This is a genomic window from Kitasatospora cystarginea (assembly GCF_039533515.1).
GTDB lineage: Bacteria > Actinomycetota > Actinomycetes > Streptomycetales > Streptomycetaceae > Kitasatospora > Kitasatospora cystarginea.
On sequence record NZ_BAAATR010000055.1, the window covers coordinates 17540 to 38341 of the forward strand.

The following is a 20802-nucleotide window of genomic DNA, read 5'->3' on the forward strand; positions in this document are numbered from 1 at the left end:
ATCGGTGAATCCCTGCTGCTCGTCCATGCCAGACTTCGAGTCCCGACGCCCGATTTCCTGGAAGCAGCTCAGGAGCAGGGCGCGCCGGTGTTGACCCAGTTGTCGTAAATGGTCGTGCAGTTCCCGTTGACGGTCACGTTCTGCACCCACCAGGTGGTGCTGATGATCTGCGTGAGGTTTACACCGCTGGTTCGGCGTGGCCTTGTACCGGTTGGTGAATGAGTCCGTGCAGGTCGGATCCCTCTATCAGACTTCAAGCGCTGAACGATGACGCCGAGAAGGGATTTAAGACCGGCGCCGAACGCCGGTGAGGAGTCGACGCCGATCATCATGGACACCCCAGAGCGGGCAGCGTCTTCCTAAAACATCGACGGACAGGCCGGGCCGGGTGACGATCGCCCCCGGCGCCCCCGGGGCAGGCATGTAAGTTATGTGCGCCATTCACCGAGAGAGGTAAGGCGACCACATTGCCATGTTCCAGGGGCTGCTTTCCTTCACCAGCACCTTGCAGTTCCCCTGGGAACCGACCGCGAATACGTAGCTACGCTGTCGTTGAGCCTCCACCTGCTGGCGACCCGCCGGTCGGAGAGCAGGCTCGGGCAGTGGCGCGAGCAGCTCGGGCGCCGCTGGAAGCCGCGCTCGGCGATGCTGTTCGACCTGTTTGCGGCGACCGACCGTCCGGAGTTCCTGACCGTGCGACCGGACGGCCGGGACACGGCCGAGGCCACGGCGGATGGGATGGACCGGGACGGCCGCGACTACCTGCGAGGGCTGGGTCGCCTCCGCCGACTGACGCCGTTCGCCAGGGACCTGGCGTCCGGGGACTGCAGATCGAGTGTGCTGCTCGGCGACCTGACAGCGGAGTACCAGTCGGCGGCGATCACGCCCTACTGGGGGCCGTGGCGGGTCCCGTGCCCGTTCAGGCGAGGGTTCCGGGCGGGCGCTTGGGGTCGTGGAGCGCTGTGGGGCGCGCGCCCTGTGGAGGGCTACTGGTGACTACCGGTGGCGGCTGCGGCGTTGCCGCCACCAGACGGTAGCCCACAGCGCCTGGGGGCCGAGCAGGAGCAGGATGGTGGTCAGCGCGTCGAGGGCCGACAGCCAGCTGGTCGCGTGGAACAGTTCCCCGCCCGCACGGGTCAGCATGGCCCACACGACGTGGTGCCAGGCTTCGGCGGCCATGGTGAGGCAGGCGGCGCTGCCAAGGAGCATGACCACCGCGTAGGCGCGGACCCGGTTGCCTTCGGGGCGGCTCAGCCCGATGAGTGGGTCGGTGGCCGGGCGGCCACTGGCGCGGGCCAGCGTGAACCTCACGAAGGCGGCCGCGTCGTGGTACAGGTTGCGGCACCCGAGCAGGTCCTGCAGAACGAAGTAGAGGTCCGTCCTGGTGAAGACCATGAACTCGGTTAGGATTGCGCCGAGTTGGGTGGCCGCGACCGCGGCCAGCGCTCGGTTCGGTCCGGTGAGCAGTTGCGTGAGCAGGGTGCAGCCGACGACCGAGAGGTCGAGCAGGAGGCCGGCGAGGTAGACGGTGATCCTGGTCCGACGCGGGCTGAGCCAGATTCCGGAAACGTCGGTTTGTACGACGAGGAATTGCAGGCGGGTGCCGAGCCGGATTGTGCCGGGGACGCCGGCCGCGCGTGCGGTGAAGAGGTGGGCGAGCTCGTGCAGCATCAGCAGTAGCCAGGTCAGTGCCGCTTCGCCGAGCAGCACTGCCGTGCCGTGGTTGCTCCACAGCAGGTCGGTCCAGTGCAGGCGCAGTTGTGGTTGGATCAGCGGGACCGCGAGGCCGGTCAGCGCGAGTGCGGCGAGAAGTGCGTGCAGTACCGGGTTGAGGGTCCAGCGCACCTGGTCGGGTTTCACCCGCGGCAGGCTGGATCGGGCCGGTGGGGCGGAGGCGACGGGCTGTCCGTTCAGCGATCGGACGAAGCCCAGGCGGCAGAGCGAGTCGATGAATGCGTCGATCTCGACCAGGGTTCCGGTCTCCTGGTGGATGCGCTGGCGGACCTCGGCCGGCGGGACCGCGGCGCCCAGCAGGTGGATGACTCGAACGCCGGCGGTCGGCATGGTCACGAAGGTTCCGGTGTCGGGCCGGCCGACGATCCACTCGGTGCCGTCGCGGCGAAAGCCCAGTGGATGGAGGAGGATCCGATCCTGTGCGGGGTCGTCGGTCACGGCCGTTCGGAGCCGGGCGTGGTGAGAGGGCCCGCTGGGAGGACGGGTGGCCGGTTGCATGTGGGACAGTCCGGCAGGGCGGGGTGGCGGACGTAGACCAGGTCGTCGGGCGCGATCAGGTTGATCCCGCGGATGAACCCCGGCCGGGTCCTTGAGATGCCGGTGAGCAGGGCGATGACCTCGTTGGCGACCAACTGGCCGGAGATCCCGGCGGATGGGGCGATGACTCCCTGGCCACCGAGGCGTGGCGGGGGGCCTGCTGGGAGCAGCGCTTCCTCGCCGGCTGCCAGGCACGGGAAGCAGGGGCCCTCGGGCGTGAAGACGCCGACGGTGACCAACGGGCCGTTGTAGCCGCCGCCGACCCATGGCACGCCGGCCCGGACGGCGGCCTTGGACACCCACCCGCGTAGGGATTCCGAGTCGGGTTCGTCGGCGCACAGCGCCAGGATGTCGAAGCCCGCGAGCAGTTCGTCGAGTTGCCGTTCGTCGGTCACCGCTCGGTGCTCGAACGTTATTCGGGCTTGGGAGTTGACGCTGCGCAGTCGCTCGGCGGCTGCCTGGGCCTTCGGGCGCCCGATGTCCGCCTCCGTGTAGAGCACCTGGCGGGTCAGGTTGCTGGCTTCGACCCGGTCGTGGTCGACGCAGTGGATGGCGCCGATGCCGGCGGCGGCCAGTGCCCAGGCCGCGTGGCTGCCGGTGCCGCCCAGGCCGAGGACGAGCACGCGGGAGCGGGCCAGGGCGTTCTGGGCCTGTCGGGGGGTGTGGCCCGGGCGCAGGTCGACTCGGCGGAAGTAGGCCAGGTTCCTGCTGTACCGGTCCGCCTCGGAGCCGCTCGGCGTGGCCGGTTCGTCGTTCACGGCATCCTCGATGTAGCCGGTGGCGAGGAGTGCGGTGAGCAGGCCGTCAGCCTGGGTCGCCGAGAGCCCGGCGAAGTGCTCCAGCAGGCATCGGGTGATATCGGGCGGTGTGCGTCGGCCGTCCATGAGGTCGAGCGCGGTGGCCACCCAGTCGTGCGGGTCACGGATCTCGGCCGCCAGCCCGTAGATTTCGCCACCGATCCGGACCGTTCCGTGCGGCGTCCGGAACGGCAGGTGTTCGCTCTTCACTCGCGGGAACTGCACGGCTCGCCCTCCTCGGTGGTGTGCGGGCGGACGGCCCAGGGCCGTCCGCCCGCGGTTCATCTCTGGTCGGTCGGTCAGCCAGTGGCTGCCTTCGACTTGATGGTCTCGATCCGGTCGAGCATCCGGATCTCGATGAGCGCGGCCGGCTGCGTCTCGGTGGTCTCCTCGGCGCCGGTCTTCTGCTCGTTGTCGTCGGTCATGTCAGTCACCTCCCCTCTGTTTCGACGTCGCTTCCCGCTCGTCCGCGGTCAGGGGGAGCAGAAAGCCTGGCAGTGTCCGTTGTAGTAGCAGGTCTGCAGGCAGATGTTGGTGTCGTCCAGGTACTTGTTGCACCACGTGTAGTCGGGGCCGCAGCCGGCCGAGGCGGTCTGCTGCGGAACCAGGGCGTTGAGCAACCGGTTGCCCATGGTGCGCGTGAAAGCGAGCACGGTCATTCCTTCCATTGGAGAGTCCGGGGTTGTTCCCGGAAGACTGAGGGGTCGCCGGGGCCGGGCGCATTCCGGCGCGGGTGCCGTTGCAGCACCCTGCCGACGATGTCGCGGCGCTTCACGTAGCCCCAGCGTTTGGAGTCCTCGCTGGCCACGTGGCGGCCGAGGACGAGGTAGCAGCCGTCGGGCGTGGGGGTTCCCACTGGGTTGCCGGTGGCTGCGGTGAAGATCTCCGGCTCCGGGTCTCCGGGGGCGGCGGCCACGTTCTTGATCAGGAGTTTTGCGTTGCCGTGTCCGGGGTCGGCCATTCCGGACGGTCGCCTGACCACGACCACGTCACCCGTGCGGGGGCGGCCGACGAACCAGCCCCGCGCGGCCAGGACGCGATCGCCGGGAAAATATTGCGGAGCCATGCTGTGACCCTCGACCCGAACCATGAAAATGGAGCGTCGCACGCCGAGAGCCAGGGCCACGAAAAGCAACACCGAAACGAGAATTATCACACCAGCCCTGCCTGAACGTAGCTTCGGACAGACTTTTCCGGCCCATGGGCCGAATGTCGGCAGAGGTCGGCGATGCCGCCACGAACGACTTTCCGTTCGGCCGATCGGCGAGAGAAACCGTACTCCCTCCGGAGAATCGCTCGGCAAGTGCTTCCGGCGTGATGTGACGCGCATCACAATCGGCTTTCCTTGACGGTTGCCGGCCTGCTTGGAGAACGAATAGAAGACAAATAGCGGCGAATAGTGCACGAGAAGTCCCGCAAGAGCGGACGGCGGCATGATTGCGATTGATAAGACGGGCCTTGCTGTTTTCGTGGGGTACGCGGATCGGCGCGAGTCCGTACGGCTCAAGGAGAGAAATGTCAGTGACCCTGTGCGTGCTCACGGCCGTCCTCGGGATCGCCACCACCGTCAACCTCATGCTCACCTGCGCGGTCATCCGCCGGCTGCGCGAGATCGAGTCCCGGCCCGCGGGCAGCGATGACAAGCTGCCGGCCGTGGGGACCAGGGTCGGCGAGTTCAGCGCCGAGACGGTGGCAGGGCAACACATCGACCGATCCGACGTCGCCGCCGGTGACTCGCTGGTCGGCTTCTTCCTGGTGGGGTGTGCGCCGTGCGCCAAGCTGACCGACGCACTGACCTCGGGCGCCGACCTCAGTCTGCTGGACCCGCTGTTCTTCGTCTCCGGTGACGCGGCCTCCGCGGAGGCGCAGGAGATCGCGGCCAAGCTGGGCCGCGTCGGACGCGTTGCCCTGATCGGCGCCGAGCCGGAACTCACCGACGCCTTCGGCGGCATCGGGACCTACCCGATACTGCTGCGGGTGCGTGACGGTGTCATCTCCCAGGCTGGCCGGACGCTGGACAGTGTGGTGGCGGTGCCTTCCGCGGGGTCGGTTCGGACCGAGGCGCAGGCGTGACCGTCAGGGATCGACTGCGACGGGGCGTCAGGTCTCCCGGTAGCGGTACTGCTAGACCCGCCCCGGGTCGGCTGCGGGTGACGGCCGGGGCGCTGCGGCTGGGCTGGCAGGCCTCACCGCTCGGTGTGGTGGGCCAGTTGCTGCTGGCCCTGGTATCCGGCGTGCTGCCAGCCGTGACCTCCTACCTCGGCAAGCTGCTCGTGGACGACCTGGTGGGCCGTGCCGCTGTCAGCGGCGGCCGGATCGCAGTCCTGGCGGCGGCCGTCGCCCTACTGGGCGGACTCGGTACGGCGCTGTCCTCCGTGGCGGGCTTTGCCGGCACGGTCATGGGACGGGCTGTCAACCTGACCGCGCAGGACCGGCTCTACCGCCGGATCAACGACTTCCGTGGCCTGCGGCCCTTCGAGGACCCGCAGACCCAGGACACCATCAGGCTGGCCGAGCAGTCGGCGCAGGACGCCCCGCGCCAGGTGCTCGAGTTCGCGGTCGCCACCGTACGCAGCGCAGTGACCATCGCCGGCTTCCTCGGGACGGTCCTGGTTTTCTGGCCGCCGATGGCGCTGCTGCTGCTCGGCACGATCGTGGTGGCGGCCGTCGGCCAGCTCAAGGTGGCCCAGCACGCCGCCGCCAGCACCAAGCGGATGATCTCCACGGTGCGCCGCCAGTTCTTCTACCGGCAACTGCTGACCGATCGCAGGGCGGCGATGGAGATTCGGCTGTTCGGCGCTGGGCCGATGCTGCACGGCAGGGCAGTGGAGAGCCTGCGGGAGACCAGCGACGCCAGCGTCGCGGTCGCCCGCCGCAACACCCTCGTGCAGGTCCTTCTCGCCCTGCTGGCCGCAGCCGTGGCAGCGGCCGCCGGGGTGGCGATCGCCCATCAGGTGCGCCAGGGCCGGATCACCATCGGCGCGATGACCCTGTTCACGACCGCAGTCGCCTCGGTGCAGGGAGCGCTGTCGGGCGTCTTGATCCAACTCGGTCGCACCGACGAGGTCCTGCAGCACTTCGGACACTACCTCGCCCTCATGCGGATGCCGCAGGATCTGCCGGACGGTCCGACGGCGCCCGCACCGCTTCGATCCGGCATCACCTTCGAGGACGTCTGGTTCCGCTACGGGCCGGACTCCCCCTGGGTGTTGCAGGGCGTGGACCTGGTACTGCCGCGCGGTCAGGCCATCGGACTGGTGGGGGTCAACGGCGCCGGCAAGAGCACCCTGGTCAAACTCCTGTGCCGGTTCTACGACCCCGAGCGCGGCCGCATCCTGTGGGACGGCACGGACATCCGAACGCTCTCGGTCGCGGAACTGCGCCGGCGCATCGGCGTGACCTTCCAGGACTTCATGACCTACGACATGAGCGCCCGCGACAACATCGGCGTCGGCTCACCGGAACTCCTGACCGACCTCGACCGGATCCGCGACGCGGCAGCACGCGCCGACATCGACGCGACCCTGACCGCGCTCCCACGCGGCTACGACACCCTGCTCAGCCGGGTCTTCCTTGACTCGAAGAAGGACAAGGGAGCGCTCCTGTCCGGCGGCCAGTGGCAGCGGGTCGCACTCGCCCGCTCCCTGCTGCGAACCAGCGCCGACTTGCTCATCCTCGACGAACCGAACTCCGGCCTGGACCCGCTCGCCGAACGCCGGGTCCACCGGACCCTGGACCGGCACCGCTCGGGGCGCACCAGCCTGCTGGTGTCGCACCGGCTCTCGGCCCTGCGCGGAGCCGACCTCATCGTGGTGCTGGCCGAGGGCCGGATCGTCGAGCAGGGCGCGCACGAGCTGCTCCTCAGCCGGGGTGGCCTGTACGCCGAACTGTTCGAGGCCCAGGCCGAGGGCTACCAGTACGCGGCCGCCCGCGGCGGCGAGAGGATCGGAGGCTGACATGGAAGTGCTGGAGCTGTCCGCCCGGATCACCCTGATCGTGGTCTTCGGTGCCGCGGTGTTCGGCAAGTGCCGAAGCCGCCGTGCCCTGCGGCAGTTCGCCGCCGGACTGGCCGACTTCGGCTGGATCCCCGCCCGGCTGCGCCTGACGGTCGCGCTGGCGGTGCTGGCTGCGGAGGTCGGGGCGGTGCCGCTGCTGCTGGGCGATCGACAGGTCGGAGCCGTCCTGGCGTTCGGCCTGCTCGCGGTGTTCACGGTGGCCACCGTGCAGGCCGGCCGAGCCGCGGCGTGCCAGTGCTTCGGGACGGCGGACACGCCGGCGGCGGGCGGCACGGCCGCCTTCGTCACCAGGAATTCCCTGCTGATGGGGCTGGCTCTGGTGGCCGGGCTGGTCCCCGGCGGCGCGCCGGCCCTGCCGGTGTGGGTGGCGGCCGTGGGGGTCGGGGCCGCGCTCGGGGCGGTCGTCATCGGCTGGGACGAGGTGGCCTACCTGCGATCGTGAGCGCACCACACCGCGCAGAGGGGGCGGCCGGCGAGCAGGACGGGATGTGCCCGCACTGTGGCAACTACCACCACGTCCATCACGCGGATTCCTCGGCTAAACGACCTGATAGGGCCACTTTGACCCCATCCGACCGATCCGGTGCTGAATTTCCGCATAGACCCGCACGTGCCGCAGCGACGCCGGGCGCTGCCAGCACGTCGCGCCCCACAGGCCCCCTGCCATATGCGGCCAATCCGGACGAGTTCCGCCTTCCTGGGGGATTCGACGGTGGCCCAGTGGCAGATCATCGCGCCCCGGCTGGGGGTCCGGTGATTATCTCTGCCGCGGCGTGGCTGCCATCGTGCTCTGCTCCATTCCATGAGGAGCGTGACTGAGGTGGTGTTGGAGCCGGGCGTGGCGGAACTGGTAGACGGCTCCGACCTGGCGCAGTACTCCTCGGTGGTAGGCGTCGTCGAGGAAGGCCATGGTCGCCCAGGGGAGTCGTCCGGTCAGGGGGAGCCAGATGCGGGTGAAGAGCAGCCACTGGCCCCAGGAGGTGAACGCCAGGATGTAGGAGAGAGTGGCGATGAGAGCGCAGTCGGTCCCGAGGAAGAGTCCTTGCCAGAGCGAGGGTGACTCGAGGAGCCAGCCCGGGAGGACGGACCCCAGCACTCGCTGGATGACGGCGATGGCGATGGCGACCACCGGCGCGACGAGCAGGGCCTGGCGGATGATGGTGGTGCGATTGATGGCCAACAGCTCCATTGGAGCGGCGGCGGCACCAGGATCGACAGGTGTCTCCAAGGCGGCCATGAGACCGAGAGCCAGGCCGGTCGCCATGGCGAAGACGAACCCGTCGTGAAGCGAGTAGATCAGCATGGCCTCGGTCACGCCGATCGGTGCCCGAGGGTCCTTTGCGACCACCAGTCCCAGCAGCCTGACGGCGGGACCGTACGCCAACCCCACGATGGCGCCGACCAGCAGGCCGGCGCAGGACGCGGTGCGGACTCTTCGTGCGGGCACGCCACCCTTCCATCGGCCACGACGTGGCAGTTGCAGCCGCACGCGGGACGGTTCGAACGCTATGTTGCCGACGGTGACGGCGATCCCGTAGGCCAGCCCGAAGGTCAGGCCTACGATCGGGCCGACTGTGAGTCCGCACAGAAGGCTTTCGTACAAGCTGCCTTGCTTGTAGGGGCTGAGCTCGAAGACGGGCCCCACGGAGAGGAGTGAGACCACCGTGCAGGCGAGGACGATGGCGAGGATGCGCGAGCGCAGGCTCAGGAGGCCGGACAGCTGCCACCACGCCAGGTCCTGGTGGTCGCGCTGATCGGGCTGGGTGAGGTGTCGGGCCAGGTGCCCCAGGTACTGCTGGGCGTGGTGGGAATCCCATGTCCGGTGTGGGTGGGCGGAAGCGGCGTCGGACCGGACCGGCGGGCGCTGGCGGTAGACGGTCGGTACGAAGCCGGCCAGCAGGTGCTCTTCGAGGGAGTGCGGTGCGGGGAAACGGACGGTGTCCAGGAGGACGGCTGGGTCCTGCCCCGGGGTGTCGCTGTAGAGCGTCCGGGCGAGCATCACCATCAGCGGGGTGCGCAGCACCGCGGCAAGTTGGACGCTGGAGGGGCTGTCCGGCCGGTCGCACAGCTCGTCCAGGACCGGATCCCATACGGTCGAGGTTCGTTCCGGCCGCGTGCCCTGTCCGGTCGGGCGGGCCGCGCGTGGGAGGTAGTGGACCAGATCGGCGGTGGTCAGGTCGGTCAACTCGATGCCGGCGGCCTTGCGTAGCAGGTCGGCCTTGGCGGCGTCGGCGAACTGCTCGGTGCGGCTGGTCAGCAGCAGGGGCAGTGAGACGGTGTTGAGCTCGTGCATGGCGGCCCGGTGGAGCCCTGCGGCGATCTCGTCGAAGCCGTCGAGCACCGGCAGGATCCAGCCGGCGTCGACCAGAGCGGCCGCCATGGTGGAGCGGCGGCCGGGAGCGCGGGCGGTGAGGTTCGGGTGGTCGCGCAGCAGCCGCTCGACGAGCCACTCGCGCAGCGCGGTGGTGGTCGGGTCCCACGATCCGATGCTGAAGACGACCGGCACGGGATCAGCGCCGCAACGCCGGCCCAGGAAGTCCAGGACAAATCGCATCATCAGAACGCTCTTGCCGGAACCGGCGCCACCGAGCACGACCAACCGCCCGGACGGGACGCGCCGATAGACGTCCGCGATGTCGGCCAGGCCGCCGTCCAGCGACAGCGGTACGGTCACTGCCCCTGGAGGAGCACCGCTGATGTTGTCCCAGTGATCCAACAGTTCAGCAGCCGCTGACCGCCACCGTACGGGCAGCGGGAACGGATCGTGGATCCGGCGCTGCTCCTCCTCACGGATCCAGCGCCTGCGGACGTCATGTGCCAGCACGTCGGCAACCTCGGCGAGCATGCCCCCGATCGACCGCCCGCCGGTCCCGACCGGCATGGGTATTCGTTCGGTCATGGGGCCACGCGTCTTCGGCGCATCCTCGTGGGAGACAGAACTGGAGACCTCAACAGCCACAGCCTTGTCGTGGTAGGCGGCCAGCAACTCCTGCCAAACGTCGTCGCGATCACGCCCCATGGCATCGGCCAGGCCGTGGGCGACCAGCCTCACCGTTCCCAGTCGGGCATCCCTGGGCTTACCCGTCTCCAGCCGCTGAACGGTCCGTACCCCCAGCCCGGCCCGCTCGGCCAACTGCTCCTGCGTCAGCCCCGCCTGTAGCCGCAACCCGCGAAGCAGGGGTCCGAACTGGCTGCTCACTGCGACGCACTCGCTCCCATCAAGGATCCTCCGTCTACGGGCGAATCAAATCACTCTACTGCGGCCCCGGTCACCGATTCGAACCACCCGTCAGAACTGGCGGGTCCCTGACGTGGCGCGTTGGCCAGCCAAAACATGAACGTGATCACCAGCTGGCCGCAACCGTCGGCAGGCAACACCACGCTGACGAGGCGAGCAGCCGGCCCACGGAGGCCGAACGCCGAATGTCCGCAGCGATCCCGCTCTGACCTGAGGAAGTCGACACGCATGTCCGCACCGAACACGCTTGCTGAGATGACCGCGGCCCCCGGCGCACAGCGGCCGCACCCGAGCCCCGGCAGGGGCCGAGCGTCGGATGCCCTGCCTGCCAACGGCTCACCCACCCGGCGACTTGTCATGCAGGAAGACACACGAGAAGCCCCGACGTCAGACCGACCGGCTGCTGGGAAACCTCCCGTGGAATTCAGGATCCTCGGCACGCTCGAAGCCTTCGCCACCGGCTGCCAGATGACTCCGGTCCGCCCACGGCAGCGGGCCGTGCTCGCCTACCTGCTCCTGCACGCCAACCGCCGGGTCAGTACCAAACAACTGATCGACGCCCTCTGGGCCAACGAACCTCCCCGTACTGCACGAGCACAGGTCCACACCGCCATATCGGCGCTGCGTGCCGCGCTGCTACCCGTCGCCGGGCGCCTCTCGTCGGAGATGTCCGGCTACCGACTGCAGACCGCCCTGGAGGAGGTGGACGTCTCGATCTTCCAAGCCCGGCTCTCCGCTGCACAGCGGCTTGTAACAGGGCGCCAACCGGAACTCGCGGCACCGCTGCTGCGGGAGGCCCTGGCCTTGTGGCGCGGTGATGCCCTGGCCGGAGTGGACGCCCCGTTCGCGGTGGCGGCCCGCAACTGTCTGGAAGAGCAGCGCTTCGTCGCCCACGAACTGCTCGCGGACCTCGATCTGGCAGCCGGCCGACATGTAGAGCTGATCCCACGGCTGACCGCACTGCTGAACGACTACCCGGCCCGGGAGGCGGTAGCACAGCGATTGGCCGTTGCGCTCTACCGCGGCGGCCGGCAGGCGGACGCCCTGGCAGTCCTGCGCCGCCTGCGCTCGACACTGGTGAGCGAGTACGGCTTGGAGCCCGGACCGCCATTGGCGGACCTCGAGGCGGCCCTGCTGCGCCAGGACCCGGTGCTCGACCCTCCGCCGCAGCAGCCAGCGGCTTCCGGCCCCGCTGCCGCCGCGCCGACCAGCGCCCGGCTTGAGTCGCAGCATGCGGCGGGTGACAGCGACTTCACGCATCCGCGGCCCGCGCAGTGCCCCGACCGGATCGCCGGCTTCATCGGCCGAGCGGGCGAACTCGCCACGCTGGACCGCTTACTCGATGGGCACGCCCAGACCGCACGGCTGGCGGTTGTCACCGGCCCGGCCGGGGTGGGCAAGACCGCCCTGGTCCTGGAGTGGGCCAATCGGCAGGGGGGCTCCTTCCCCGACGGTCAGCTCTACGCGGACCTGCACGGATTCGACACCCAAGACACAGAGTGTCCGGCACGGATCCTGCAGCACTTCTTGACCGCGCTCGGCATCCCGGACCACCGGATCCCGCTCGACCTGACACACTGCCAAGCCCTCTTCCGCTCGTCCGTCGCCGGCCGGAAGATCCTGGTCGTGCTGGACAATGCCAGCGACTTCGAGCAGGTGCGGCCGCTACTTCCGGGTTCCGCAACTGGCCTCACCCTGGTCACGAGCCGAGACAGACTGGACGGACTAATCGCCGAGACCGGAGCGATGCCACTGCCGCTGCCGATGTTCACACCCGACGAATCCATCGAAGCACTGAACCAGATCACAGGTCCAGAACGGCTTGCAGCTGCCCCAGAATCGGCCTGCGAGCTTGCTCAGTTGTGTGGCGGTTTGCCCCTGGCGTTGCGCATCTCGGCCGTACGGCTGGCGGTGGAACCGGCTACCTCTGTGGCGGAGCTGGTGGCCGAGCTGGCGCAGACGGAGGACCGGCTGGTCGGCCTGTCACTACCCGGCAACCAGCACAGCGTGGCAGGAGCACTGGAGCAGACCTGCCGACGATTGACCGCCGAGCAGGCAAGGCTCTTCCGCCTTCTCGGCTCACATCCCGGCCCGTGGATCAGCCTCGCGGCCGCCGAAGCCCTCGCTGGGGACGGACGGGCGCTGCGCGGTTCGGCCTCTGAGCAGGTTCGCCAGTCACTCCGCATCCTCGAGTCACTTCACCTCGTGGAGCAGGTTAAGCGGGACCAGTACACCATGCACCCGCTGGTCCGTCTCTACGCCGGTCGGCCCTGATCGACAGCAGCATCGTCACCAACGCCGCCAGCGGCGAACCCCTGTGCTGCGCGACCGTTGGTGACGCGCTCGCCCCGCTGCGTCTGGCGCTCGGGCAGCACCTGGCCCGGTAGGGCCGCCGTGTCCGCCGCGCGGCCGCGGCCTTCCCGCGCGCGAGGGACAGTCCCAGCAGCGTTGGAGAGGGTGCGGCGCGCAGGCCGGGAACAGGCTTGGCCGCTGTCAGGAGCGCCGGATATCCCGGAGGGGCAGCAGCAGACCACGACCACCGGAGACGTCCGTGAGCACCCGTCACAGCCCAGCCCCGCCCGACGACAACGACGGCCACGACCGGGACGGCGGGAGGCTGTCCCGGCTGGGCCGGACCGCGTACCGGCGCGGCGCCGAGAACCCCAACGGCTCGACCGCCGCGCTCGGCGTCCTCAAGGTCGCGACCGCCGATCAGCTCCAGCGCCTGCTGCGCCCTGGGGCGGCGTCGAACAAGGTGATCCGGCAGGCGCTCGGCGACCTCGCTCCCCACGGCCTGGTCGCCTCGGACGGCAACCGCGGCGAGGCACAAGACGTGGCGGTTGGAGGGCGCGGCCGGGCTGGACGCGGCCGCGGCGGTGCTCGGGATGCGAGCTGGTCGAGCTGAGCCTTGGTCACTTCGCCCGCCGGCTTTTGCTGGTGGAGAATCCAGACCCCCGGCTTCACCTCGCGGCTCGCCCAGGTTCAGACCAAGCCGACGGTGCCAGAGCAGATGGACGGCTTCCACCCGTGCCAGCACCGGCCACGAGTCTCGCGCCGCGCAGCGCGCAGGCGCGCGGCCTGGCGGGACGGATCCTCGAGCGCGCGGCAGGGCACCACGGCTGCGACGATCTGCTGGCGGACTGCGCCGGTACGATCGCGGAGTTCGGCGAGGCGCTGGACCGGTACCTGCGGTCGCGGCCGGCCGACTACCTCGTCTCCTTCCGCGCTCTGCTCGCCGTCGCCCAGGAGTACCACTGGGCGAACGCCCTGGACGGCTTCACGGACGACATCTACGAGCTGGAATGCCCGCACTGCGGTGCGGGGATGAAGATCGCCGTCGGCGGATTCGGGTGCTACTCGCAGGTGTGGGACGGGAACGAGGAGCTGCGACGGGAACTGCGACCGGCAGTTGCCGAGGAACTCACCGGGACCGGCCGGTGGATGCACCAGACCGCGGTCCGCGACGGGCAGGCGGTGCTCGCCGACGGGATCGCCCACCTCTTCGGCGAGGCGGAATGCCCGGTGTGCGCCAGCGTCTTCAACGTCGCGGACGAGTACACCCACGCCAACCGCCCGGCCGTGCGATTCGCCACGGCGGAGGTCCGCCTGGGGGTCGCCGACGCTGCGCAGCCGCGTCCCGACCGTGAACCGGGATCGCGTGATGACGAGCCACGGCAGGATCCGGGCATGCCGTGCGACGTTTGCGACCACGAGATGGTCCGGTGGACCCATCGTCCGAACGAAGCCGCCGAACACTGGTCGTGTCCGTGGTGCTACGCAGTCACAAGCTTCGACCTACCGCAGTTCGAGATGTCACGGTCGGCCTACATGCCGCCGGACCTGCGGTGGGAGACCGCTTCATCCGAGTTGCTCTGGGATGCCTCCCGCCACACCAGCGGCGGACGCTGTGCGGCATCGAGAAGCCGGACATGTCCGGCTCCCCGTACGGCATGTGGGGCTGGCTCCGGGACGACTGTCCGGACTGCACCGCCATGGCAGAGACCATCGACGCGCGGTGGCCCGTGGACCGGCGCGATCCCACCTATCGCACGAGCATTCGTGACACCCCTGCGTCGTAGGCGCTGACGGCCCATGGCCCGCTGGGTGCCGGGCTGCATCGAGCCTGCCCCGACCGAGGTCGACGAGAACGCCCTAGTGCTGTGACCAGCAACGTTCACCGGGTTGTGACAGGCGGCACGGAGTCCGCGGAATTCCGTTTCGAGCGTTGCCCTGGTGCCTCTACTGTGGCGCGGTGATGACTCAGGTGATCGTTCTCAACGGTGGTTCCAGCTCGGGGAAGTCCGGGATCGTTCGGTGTCTGCAGGCAGTCCTGCCGGATCCGTGGCTGGCCATTGGGACTGACACGCTGGTTGAGGCGATGCCGGCGTCCATGCAGGCGTCAGACGGCGGGATCGAGTTCGCTCCGGACGGAGAGGTGATCGTCGGACCGGAGTTCCGAACGCTGGAAGCGGCATGGATCGAGGGAATCGCCGCGATGGCTCGCGCGGGCGCCCGGATCATCGTCGATGAGGTCTTCCTCGGCGGAGCGGACTCACAGCAGCGATGGCAGAAGGTTTTGGGCGAACTGCGGGTGCTGTGGGTCGGCGTCAGGTGTGACGGTGCGGTCGCTGCAGGCCGTGAGATCGCACGAGGCGATCGGATCATCGGGATGGCCGCCTCCCAGGCGGACGTGGTCCACCAGGGCGTGGTCTATGACCTGGAGGTGGACACCGCGCATGCCGAGTCGATGGAGTGCGCGCGGGCCATTTCCGCACATCTCAAGTGATCGACCGCCTGGCTATCTGCCGCTGGGACGGCAGCGCCGGGACGAGTCAGGCTGCAGTGGTGAGTGGGCGTCCGCCCCAGCGGATGCCTTTCTCGCTGCGGATGCGGGCGCGTTCCTTGCGTTGGGCGGCGAGGACGTCGGGGTGGCGGGCGTTGGCGTTGCGCCAGCGCAGGTAGACATGCAGGGCGCGGGTCTGGACCGTGTGGTTCGGGTGGACCAGGTCGCCACCGCGGTCAGCCAACTGCGCCGGGAATGTGGTCGGCTGACCGTCCGCGGCATCGCCCAGCGCGTTGGCGTATCCGCCACATTCCTCTACGAGAACCCCGACGCCCGCGCCCTGGTGAACAACGCCGTCGCCGACAGCCGCAGCCGCCACGACCAACACGGTCAACAGCGACACGACCAGATCGAGGCGACCTGGCGCGAGCGAGCCCTGAACGCCGAGCAGAGCTCACCCGCACCCAGAGGGAGATCCTGACCCAGCGGCAGCGAATCGGCGAACTCATGGGCCAGATCCGCGACTTCGACCAGATGGTCCCCGGCGAATCCGTCCAGGTCCTCATTACCGAGAACAGCACCCTCAAGCACCGCGTCCAGCAGGTGACCCGCGAACACCGCACGCTGCGGGAACGGCTCACTGCTCCTGGCCCTCGCGGCGGGGCCGGCGGATGCCACGCCCGCTGGGAGCGGGCTGGTGGGTGGTGGGAGAGGGGTGCGGCGCGCGGGCCCGGAACGGGCTTGGCCGCTGTCAGGAGCGCCGGATATCCCTCAGAGGCAGCAGCCCGACCACGACCCTCGGGAGACGCCCGTGAGCGCCCACCAGAGCCCGGCCCAGCCCGACGACAACGACGACCATGAGCAGGACGGCGGACAGCCGTCCCGGCCGGGCCGGATCGCCTACCGGCGCGGTGGGTTATGGGGCGCAGACGGCGTAGGGGGTGACGTTGGTGTAGTTGGTGTTCTGGTTGTCGGCGAGGATCTGCCAGGTGTTGCCGACGGGTCGGCTGGTGGTTTCGACGGGTGGGACGGCGCCGCCGCTCTGCTGGTATCCGCCGCCGGTGATGACGTGGCCGGCGGGGCAGGTGGCGGTGGCCACGACCGGGACCCTGGTCGTGGCCACCCCGCGGGGGCTGGTGCCGAAGGGGAGGGTGGTGACGGTGTCGGTGGCCGTGTCGATCACCGACACGTTGCTCGAGTTGGTGTTGGTGACGTAGGCGCGGGTACCGCCCGGGCTGAACGCCACCGCGAACGGCGAAAGGCCGACGGGGATGGTGGTGGTGACGGTGTCGGTGGCCGCGTTGATCACCGACACGGTGTTCGAGCCGGCGTTGGCGATATAAGCGAAGGTCCCGGACGTCGCGGCCCGGGCCGGGGCGGCCGCCGTCACCGGCAGCGCCCCGGCCCCCAGCAGCACCAGCCCTGCCGCCAGGGCGCGTGCGCGCGCCGCCCACCGCGGGGGCCGGCCCGGGCTCGTATCCTGCCGGTCGGGGCCGGGCAGCTGTCGTTTCCCGCGACTGATCATCGCCGCACCTTTCGCTCGAAGATCCCAAAAGGGTGGCGACGCAGGCCCCGAGCCGGAACGGCCCGTGCCATGACGAACAGACGCGACCGCCGCGGCCGGCTCCGCCACCACGGTCACCACCGGGGCCCACAGTCGCGTGCTCTGACGCCTCACCGGCCCGCGGCTGCGCCACCGCGCTGACAGGACCTCAAAGAGCACAGGCCACCGCGCGTCAGCGTAAGCATCGAGGTATGAAATATGGCGGTTCGACACCTTTTCGTCCGAGTGATCCGGCCCGCGGGCGAGTATGTGCGGCCGCCGGTGGTGTATCGGCCTGCGGCAGGGTCGCGCACTCTGCCAGACCCTCGGCCTGGAGCCGGGCCATGCGCTTCTGGGTCTGCTTGATCCCGGCTGCGCCGCCGTGCAGCTGGTGGAGCTGCTCGGCGGTCGCCATCCCAAGCCACCAGTTAACGTGACGGCACCTGCTGGAGTCGTAGGGGGACGATGGCCGTCACGGAGCAACACCCCACCACACCGCCCATGGCACGAACCCGACCGCGGCCAGCCCGACCGGGGCCAGGCGCAGCCAGGCCGCCCGGCTCGGCGTCAGCCGTCGGCGCCAGAGTGCGGCTGCCGAGACACAGGCGGACACCACCACGGCGACGGCGAGGCCCTGCACCGCCAGCCACATCGCCGGGAGGCCCCACACCACGGGTGCCGCCGCGCTGTCCCCCGCCACGAAGACGGCGAGCGGGCAGGCCACCGCCGCCACGACCGCCAGCAGGCCGAGCCCGGCCAACCACCGTACCGGGCGCAGGACTGGGCCCCGGCGCAGGACGGCGCTCACCGGATAGGCGGCGAAGCCGAGGAGTAGCAGCGCCGGGGTGAGCCAGGCGTACCAGGCATGGCTCGGTACGGGGGTCGTGGCGAGCGTCTGCCCGGGTGCGGGGGCGGCACTTGACGCCGGTGGGTGACCGGCGGCCACGGCCTGCACCCATGAGGTCATGGTCTGCGCATAGCCCGAGGCCAGCTCTCCGAGGTTCTTGCCATCGAAGAGAGGGCCGCCGATCCGGTCGAACCCGTCCGTCGTGCGGTGCCCGTTGTGCGCACCGTCGGCGACGAAGCCGATGACGGCGTGCTGGTTGCCTGCCCGGGCCAGTGTCTCGCGGAAGATCCGCGAGCTCTCCTGTGGCGGTACCTGCGTGTCGTGCTCGCCCCACAGCGCCAGCACCGGCGTTCGGTGGAGCCGCTCGAGCACTGGCACGGGGTCGTAGCCCGCCGTGGGGAACAGCCCGGTCGAGCCGATGAATTGGGCGGCGGGACCGGCCACGGTGTGACGGAACGGTCCGTCCACCCCCCGGTGGCGCAGATGCGTGGTGAGGTTCCAGGCCTGGGTGCGCAGCGGGTCGTAGCCGGACCCGCCGATGGTGACGACGAACGCTACGTCGGTCGAGCGCGACGCGGCCAGCGGCGCGACCCAGCCCCCCTCGCTGAACCCCCACAGTCCGACCTGGCGTGGGTTTACCGTGTTCCTGGACTGCAACAGCCGCACTCCGGCGAGTGCGTCGTCGGCGAGCAGGCCGAAGTTTCGATGGAGCCGGGAGTAGCCGACGGTCCGCTTGTCGTAGACGAGCGTGGTGATCCCGGCCCGGGCGAACGCCTCGGCCTCCTGCCGGTACTCCTCCCGGGGCCCGGCACCCGAGCCGCCGACAAGCACGATGCCAGGTCCCGGGCCGGGTGCTCCGTCCTTGCCGAGGACGGTGCCGTGCAGGACGAGCCCGCTGCCGCCCCGGAAGGTGACTTCCTGGCGGACCAGTCCGTCTCCGCCGGCGTACGCCACCGGCGTGGCCAGCAGGAGGAGGGCGCCGACCAACGCCCCGGACAGGACGGCCATTACGGCGCGTATCAGTAATGCGGAACGAGCCGAGAGCAGCACAGCGTGCGTCCCCCTTCGCAGTCGGTTGGGCCTCGCGGTCAGTCGATCTCGGGAATTCCGAGCAGTCGGACGAGCACGGTCCGCGCCTCGGGCGCTGCCTCGCCCTGCGGGACCGAGTACCGGTAGAGGAGCGCGATGTACTCCTCGAAGAACGCGCGGAGTTGGCCGGGATCGACCCGGAGCGTGGCGCGCGAGAAGAGCGCCGCGTCGGCCCAGGGCCCCAGCGTGTCGCGCGCCTCCTCGAACCGCCGGGCGGAGTCGATCAGTTCGGCGAGGTTCAGCCGGTGCATCTCGGTCAGCGCCTCGCGCATCTGCGGCGTCTGCCGGCTGTACGGCGGGAACCGTCGGTCCCCTGGCACTGCCCGCCACCACCGTTCCCGTCCCTTCGCCAGCTCCGGGACCTCCTCGACGAGGCCGTGCTTGGCCAGCTGCCGCAGGTGGTAGCTGACCAGCCCCGTGCTCTCGCCCAACTCGCGTGCGAGCGCGGCAGAGTTGGCCGGTCCCCGGCGCAGGCATCGCTCGATCTTCTGCCGCATCGGGTGCGCGAAGGCGCGCAGCGCCTCGACATCGGTGATCTCCTGGGCAGGCGGTTGTTCGGCCATGCCAGAAGGCTACGAGTTGCAAAGAGTATTTGCAAGGAACCCTTGCAACTCTCGGATGCGGTCCGCGCCACCACCTCGCCGCAGATTGCCGACCAGGGACTGTCTTCAGTCATGATTAATGGGCTTTCAGGAGGCTGCTGATCCAGACGGTCGCGGCGCGGAGATGGAGTCCGGCGAGGTAGCTCTCGGGCGTCTTGTCGTAGCGGGTCGCGATGCCCCGTCAGTCCTTCATCTTGTTGATGGCCCGCTCGACCGTGTTGCGGTCGCGGTAGAGATCTGCGTCGTGAGTGACTGGCCTGCCGCCCCGGCTGCCTTTCTTCCTGCGCTTGGCGGCCTGGTCCTTCTTCTCCGGAATGACCGCCTTGATGCGGTGTTTGCGCAGGTGGGCGCGGGAGGAGCAAGCCTTATCGCCAGCGACTGCGGCCGGCCGAGTGCGGGGACGGCCGACAGGCAGGCGTACCCGCACCGCCGCGGCGGGCATCCGGTCGGCGCCGCCGGTCATGTGTGGTGCACCGCGTACAGGTGGCCGCGGGCCCGCGCGGTGTGCTCCAAGGCTTTCGTCAGCATCCCCGGCGCCTTTGTCTCAGCGGAGTTTGACCGGACCGAGGTGTCGCCATCGGTTGACATGATGCCGGGCATGGTGAGAACACTGCGCATCGAGGGCTTTTCCGTGAGCGGCCAGCCGATCTCCACGCCGACCACCAAGTTCGGCGGCCAGCCCGTGTGGCTGACAGGCCCGCAGTGGCCGATCAGCGCGGCATGGGACCGACCGATGCGGTTCGTCGGCCAGATCGAGTTGGGCCCGGTACTCGGAGCGGCCAGCCACGGGAAGATGGCCTACGTCTTCGTGACCCACGCCGATCACGGGGAGGACTTCTTCGATCCCGACGTCATCGACCCGGAGAGTGGCGAGAACGCGGTGATCGTGCAGCCAGGCGGGGGCTATGCCGGCCAGGTGCGCCCGCTGGAGAGCGGACCCGGGCTCTACGGCCGCGACGGGTCGGAGGTGGAATTCACCGTCGACCTCCGCCCCGCCGACGAGCCCGGTTCCATGACGGATGAGGAACTCGAAGCCCTGTCCTCCGCCGACCGGGACCGCTACATCGAGCGGATCGACGGCGACAAGATCGGCGGAACACCGCTGTTCGTCCAGGATGACGAGTGGCCAGACGGCGGCCCTTGGCGGCTGCTGCTGCAGCTGGACTCGAACTGGGTGCCCTTCCATCTCAACCTCGGCGCGTCGCCGAGGTTGTTCGCCTTCGTGTCCGAGGACGGCGCCCAGGGCAGGCTGCTGGTCCAGGACTCCTGAGCCGACAAGGCCCCGGCCATGGGGCCAACATCGTTCTCATGCCGACACAACGCCCCCGCCCGTCAAACTCCGCTGAGACTGATCAAACTTCGTTGAGACAGAACAACCGGGTTCGCCGGGGCTGGGACAGGGCTGTCCCAGGCCTGTCCTACCCGTGTCTTAGGGCGTCCGGGTTCGACCGTTTCGCTAGGCCCGTACTTCGCGGGTCGTTGAATCGAATGGTTCGGGCCCGGGAACGGTGTCCAAGGCCGCCCCGGTGGCGTTGGATTGGGTGTGTCGATGACTTCCCGGTCCCCGCGGCCACGGTCTGAGCGTCAGCGCCTGGAGTGCGTGGTGACGGCTGTGG

19 protein-coding genes and 2 pseudogenes are annotated in these 20802 nt (G+C 69.6%); 9 read left to right on the top strand and 12 right to left on the bottom strand.

What is annotated here, in order from left to right; all coding sequences use genetic code 11:
• Window positions 1–68 precede the first annotated feature (68 nt).
• Complete coding sequence (locus ABD369_RS36210; RefSeq protein ID WP_344640894.1) at window positions 69–329, bottom strand: hypothetical protein; 261 nt, start codon at window positions 327–329, stop codon at window positions 69–71.
• A 223-nt stretch (window positions 330–552) separates the two neighbouring features.
• Between ABD369_RS36210 and ABD369_RS36215 the strand changes: the two genes are divergently transcribed.
• On the top strand, window positions 553–996 hold the full coding sequence (locus tag ABD369_RS36215) for a hypothetical protein (RefSeq protein WP_344640895.1): 444 nt from the start codon (window positions 553–555) through the stop codon (window positions 994–996).
• On the opposite strand, the gene ABD369_RS36220 is transcribed toward ABD369_RS36215, so the two are convergent.
• From ABD369_RS36220 to ABD369_RS36240, 5 genes are all read right to left on the bottom strand, one after another.
• Window positions 997–2172, bottom strand: coding sequence for a hypothetical protein (locus ABD369_RS36220; protein WP_344640896.1), 1176 nt, complete (start codon window positions 2170–2172; stop codon window positions 997–999).
• Window positions 2169–3293 (bottom strand): HesA/MoeB/ThiF family protein, encoded by a 1125-nt coding sequence (locus ABD369_RS36225; RefSeq protein ID WP_344640897.1) that lies wholly within the window; start codon window positions 3291–3293, stop codon window positions 2169–2171. The genes ABD369_RS36220 and ABD369_RS36225 overlap by 4 nt, the downstream gene beginning before the upstream one ends.
• Window positions 3294–3367: 74 nt before the next feature.
• A complete protein-coding gene (locus ABD369_RS36230; RefSeq protein ID WP_344640898.1) occupies window positions 3368–3493 on the bottom strand; it encodes a hypothetical protein in 126 nt (41 codons plus the stop codon).
• Window positions 3494–3541: 48 nt separating this feature from the next.
• Window positions 3542–3721: a hypothetical protein gene (locus ABD369_RS36235; RefSeq protein WP_344640899.1), complete on the bottom strand. Its 180-nt coding sequence runs from the start codon at window positions 3719–3721 to the stop codon at window positions 3542–3544.
• Window positions 3722–3723: 2 nt separating this feature from the next.
• The gene (locus ABD369_RS36240; RefSeq protein WP_344640900.1) at window positions 3724–4206 is read right to left on the bottom strand and encodes a S26 family signal peptidase; all 483 of its coding nucleotides are present in this window, start codon (window positions 4204–4206) and stop codon (window positions 3724–3726) included.
• Window positions 4207–4583: 377 nt separating this feature from the next.
• Between ABD369_RS36240 and ABD369_RS36245 the strand changes: the two genes are divergently transcribed.
• The 3 genes from ABD369_RS36245 (at window position 4584) to ABD369_RS36255 (ending at window position 7526) form a co-directional block, all read left to right on the top strand.
• Window positions 4584–5141 (top strand): hypothetical protein, encoded by a 558-nt coding sequence (locus ABD369_RS36245; RefSeq protein ID WP_344640901.1) that lies wholly within the window; start codon window positions 4584–4586, stop codon window positions 5139–5141.
• Between the two features lie 77 nt (window positions 5142–5218).
• Window positions 5219–7024: an ABC transporter ATP-binding protein gene (locus ABD369_RS36250; RefSeq protein ID WP_344640902.1), complete on the top strand. Its 1806-nt coding sequence runs from the start codon at window positions 5219–5221 to the stop codon at window positions 7022–7024.
• A gap of 1 nt (window position 7025) precedes the next feature.
• Complete coding sequence (locus tag ABD369_RS36255; protein WP_344640903.1) at window positions 7026–7526, top strand: MauE/DoxX family redox-associated membrane protein; 501 nt, start codon at window positions 7026–7028, stop codon at window positions 7524–7526.
• A gap of 315 nt (window positions 7527–7841) precedes the next feature.
• Here ABD369_RS36255 and ABD369_RS36260 read toward each other — a convergent pair whose 3' ends face one another.
• Window positions 7842–10283: a helix-turn-helix domain-containing protein gene (locus ABD369_RS36260; RefSeq protein ID WP_344640904.1), complete on the bottom strand. Its 2442-nt coding sequence runs from the start codon at window positions 10281–10283 to the stop codon at window positions 7842–7844.
• A gap of 456 nt (window positions 10284–10739) precedes the next feature.
• Here ABD369_RS36260 and ABD369_RS36265 point away from each other — a divergent pair, with 456 nt between their 5' ends.
• The 4 genes from ABD369_RS36265 (at window position 10740) to cpt (ending at window position 15108) form a co-directional block, all read left to right on the top strand.
• Window positions 10740–12596, top strand: a complete 1857-nt coding sequence (locus tag ABD369_RS36265) for an AfsR/SARP family transcriptional regulator (protein WP_344640905.1) — start codon at window positions 10740–10742, stop codon at window positions 12594–12596.
• 277 nt (window positions 12597–12873) lie between these two features.
• The gene (locus tag ABD369_RS36270; protein ID WP_344640906.1) at window positions 12874–13227 is read left to right on the top strand and encodes a hypothetical protein; all 354 of its coding nucleotides are present in this window, start codon (window positions 12874–12876) and stop codon (window positions 13225–13227) included.
• Window positions 13228–13349: 122 nt separating this feature from the next.
• Entirely contained in the window at window positions 13350–14408 is a 1059-nt protein-coding gene (locus tag ABD369_RS36275; RefSeq protein ID WP_344640907.1) for a hypothetical protein, read from the top strand.
• A gap of 169 nt (window positions 14409–14577) precedes the next feature.
• A complete protein-coding gene (cpt, locus tag ABD369_RS36280) occupies window positions 14578–15108 on the top strand; it encodes a chloramphenicol phosphotransferase CPT (RefSeq protein ID WP_425557853.1) in 531 nt (176 codons plus the stop codon).
• A gap of 46 nt (window positions 15109–15154) precedes the next feature.
• Here the strand turns inward: cpt and ABD369_RS36285 are convergent.
• The 5 genes and pseudogenes from ABD369_RS36285 to ABD369_RS36305 form a co-directional block, all read right to left on the bottom strand.
• Window positions 15155–15322 (bottom strand): annotated as a pseudogene (locus ABD369_RS36285) (IS630 family transposase); the annotation flags it as partial.
• 699 nt (window positions 15323–16021) lie between these two features.
• Window positions 16022–16630 (bottom strand): YncE family protein, encoded by a 609-nt coding sequence (locus tag ABD369_RS36290; RefSeq protein ID WP_344640909.1) that lies wholly within the window; start codon window positions 16628–16630, stop codon window positions 16022–16024.
• A gap of 490 nt (window positions 16631–17120) precedes the next feature.
• Complete coding sequence (locus tag ABD369_RS36295; RefSeq protein WP_344640910.1) at window positions 17121–18503, bottom strand: alpha/beta hydrolase family protein; 1383 nt, start codon at window positions 18501–18503, stop codon at window positions 17121–17123.
• Between the two features lie 80 nt (window positions 18504–18583).
• Window positions 18584–19147: an ArsR/SmtB family transcription factor gene (locus ABD369_RS36300; RefSeq protein WP_344640911.1), complete on the bottom strand. Its 564-nt coding sequence runs from the start codon at window positions 19145–19147 to the stop codon at window positions 18584–18586.
• Window positions 19148–19262: 115 nt separating this feature from the next.
• Window positions 19263–19619: pseudogene (locus ABD369_RS36305) on the bottom strand (transposase family protein); the annotation flags it as partial.
• 165 nt (window positions 19620–19784) lie between these two features.
• Between ABD369_RS36305 and ABD369_RS36310 the strand changes: the two are divergent.
• Window positions 19785–20456, top strand: coding sequence for a DUF1963 domain-containing protein (locus ABD369_RS36310; RefSeq protein ID WP_344640912.1), 672 nt, complete (start codon window positions 19785–19787; stop codon window positions 20454–20456).
• Window positions 20457–20802: the final 346 nt, after the last annotated feature.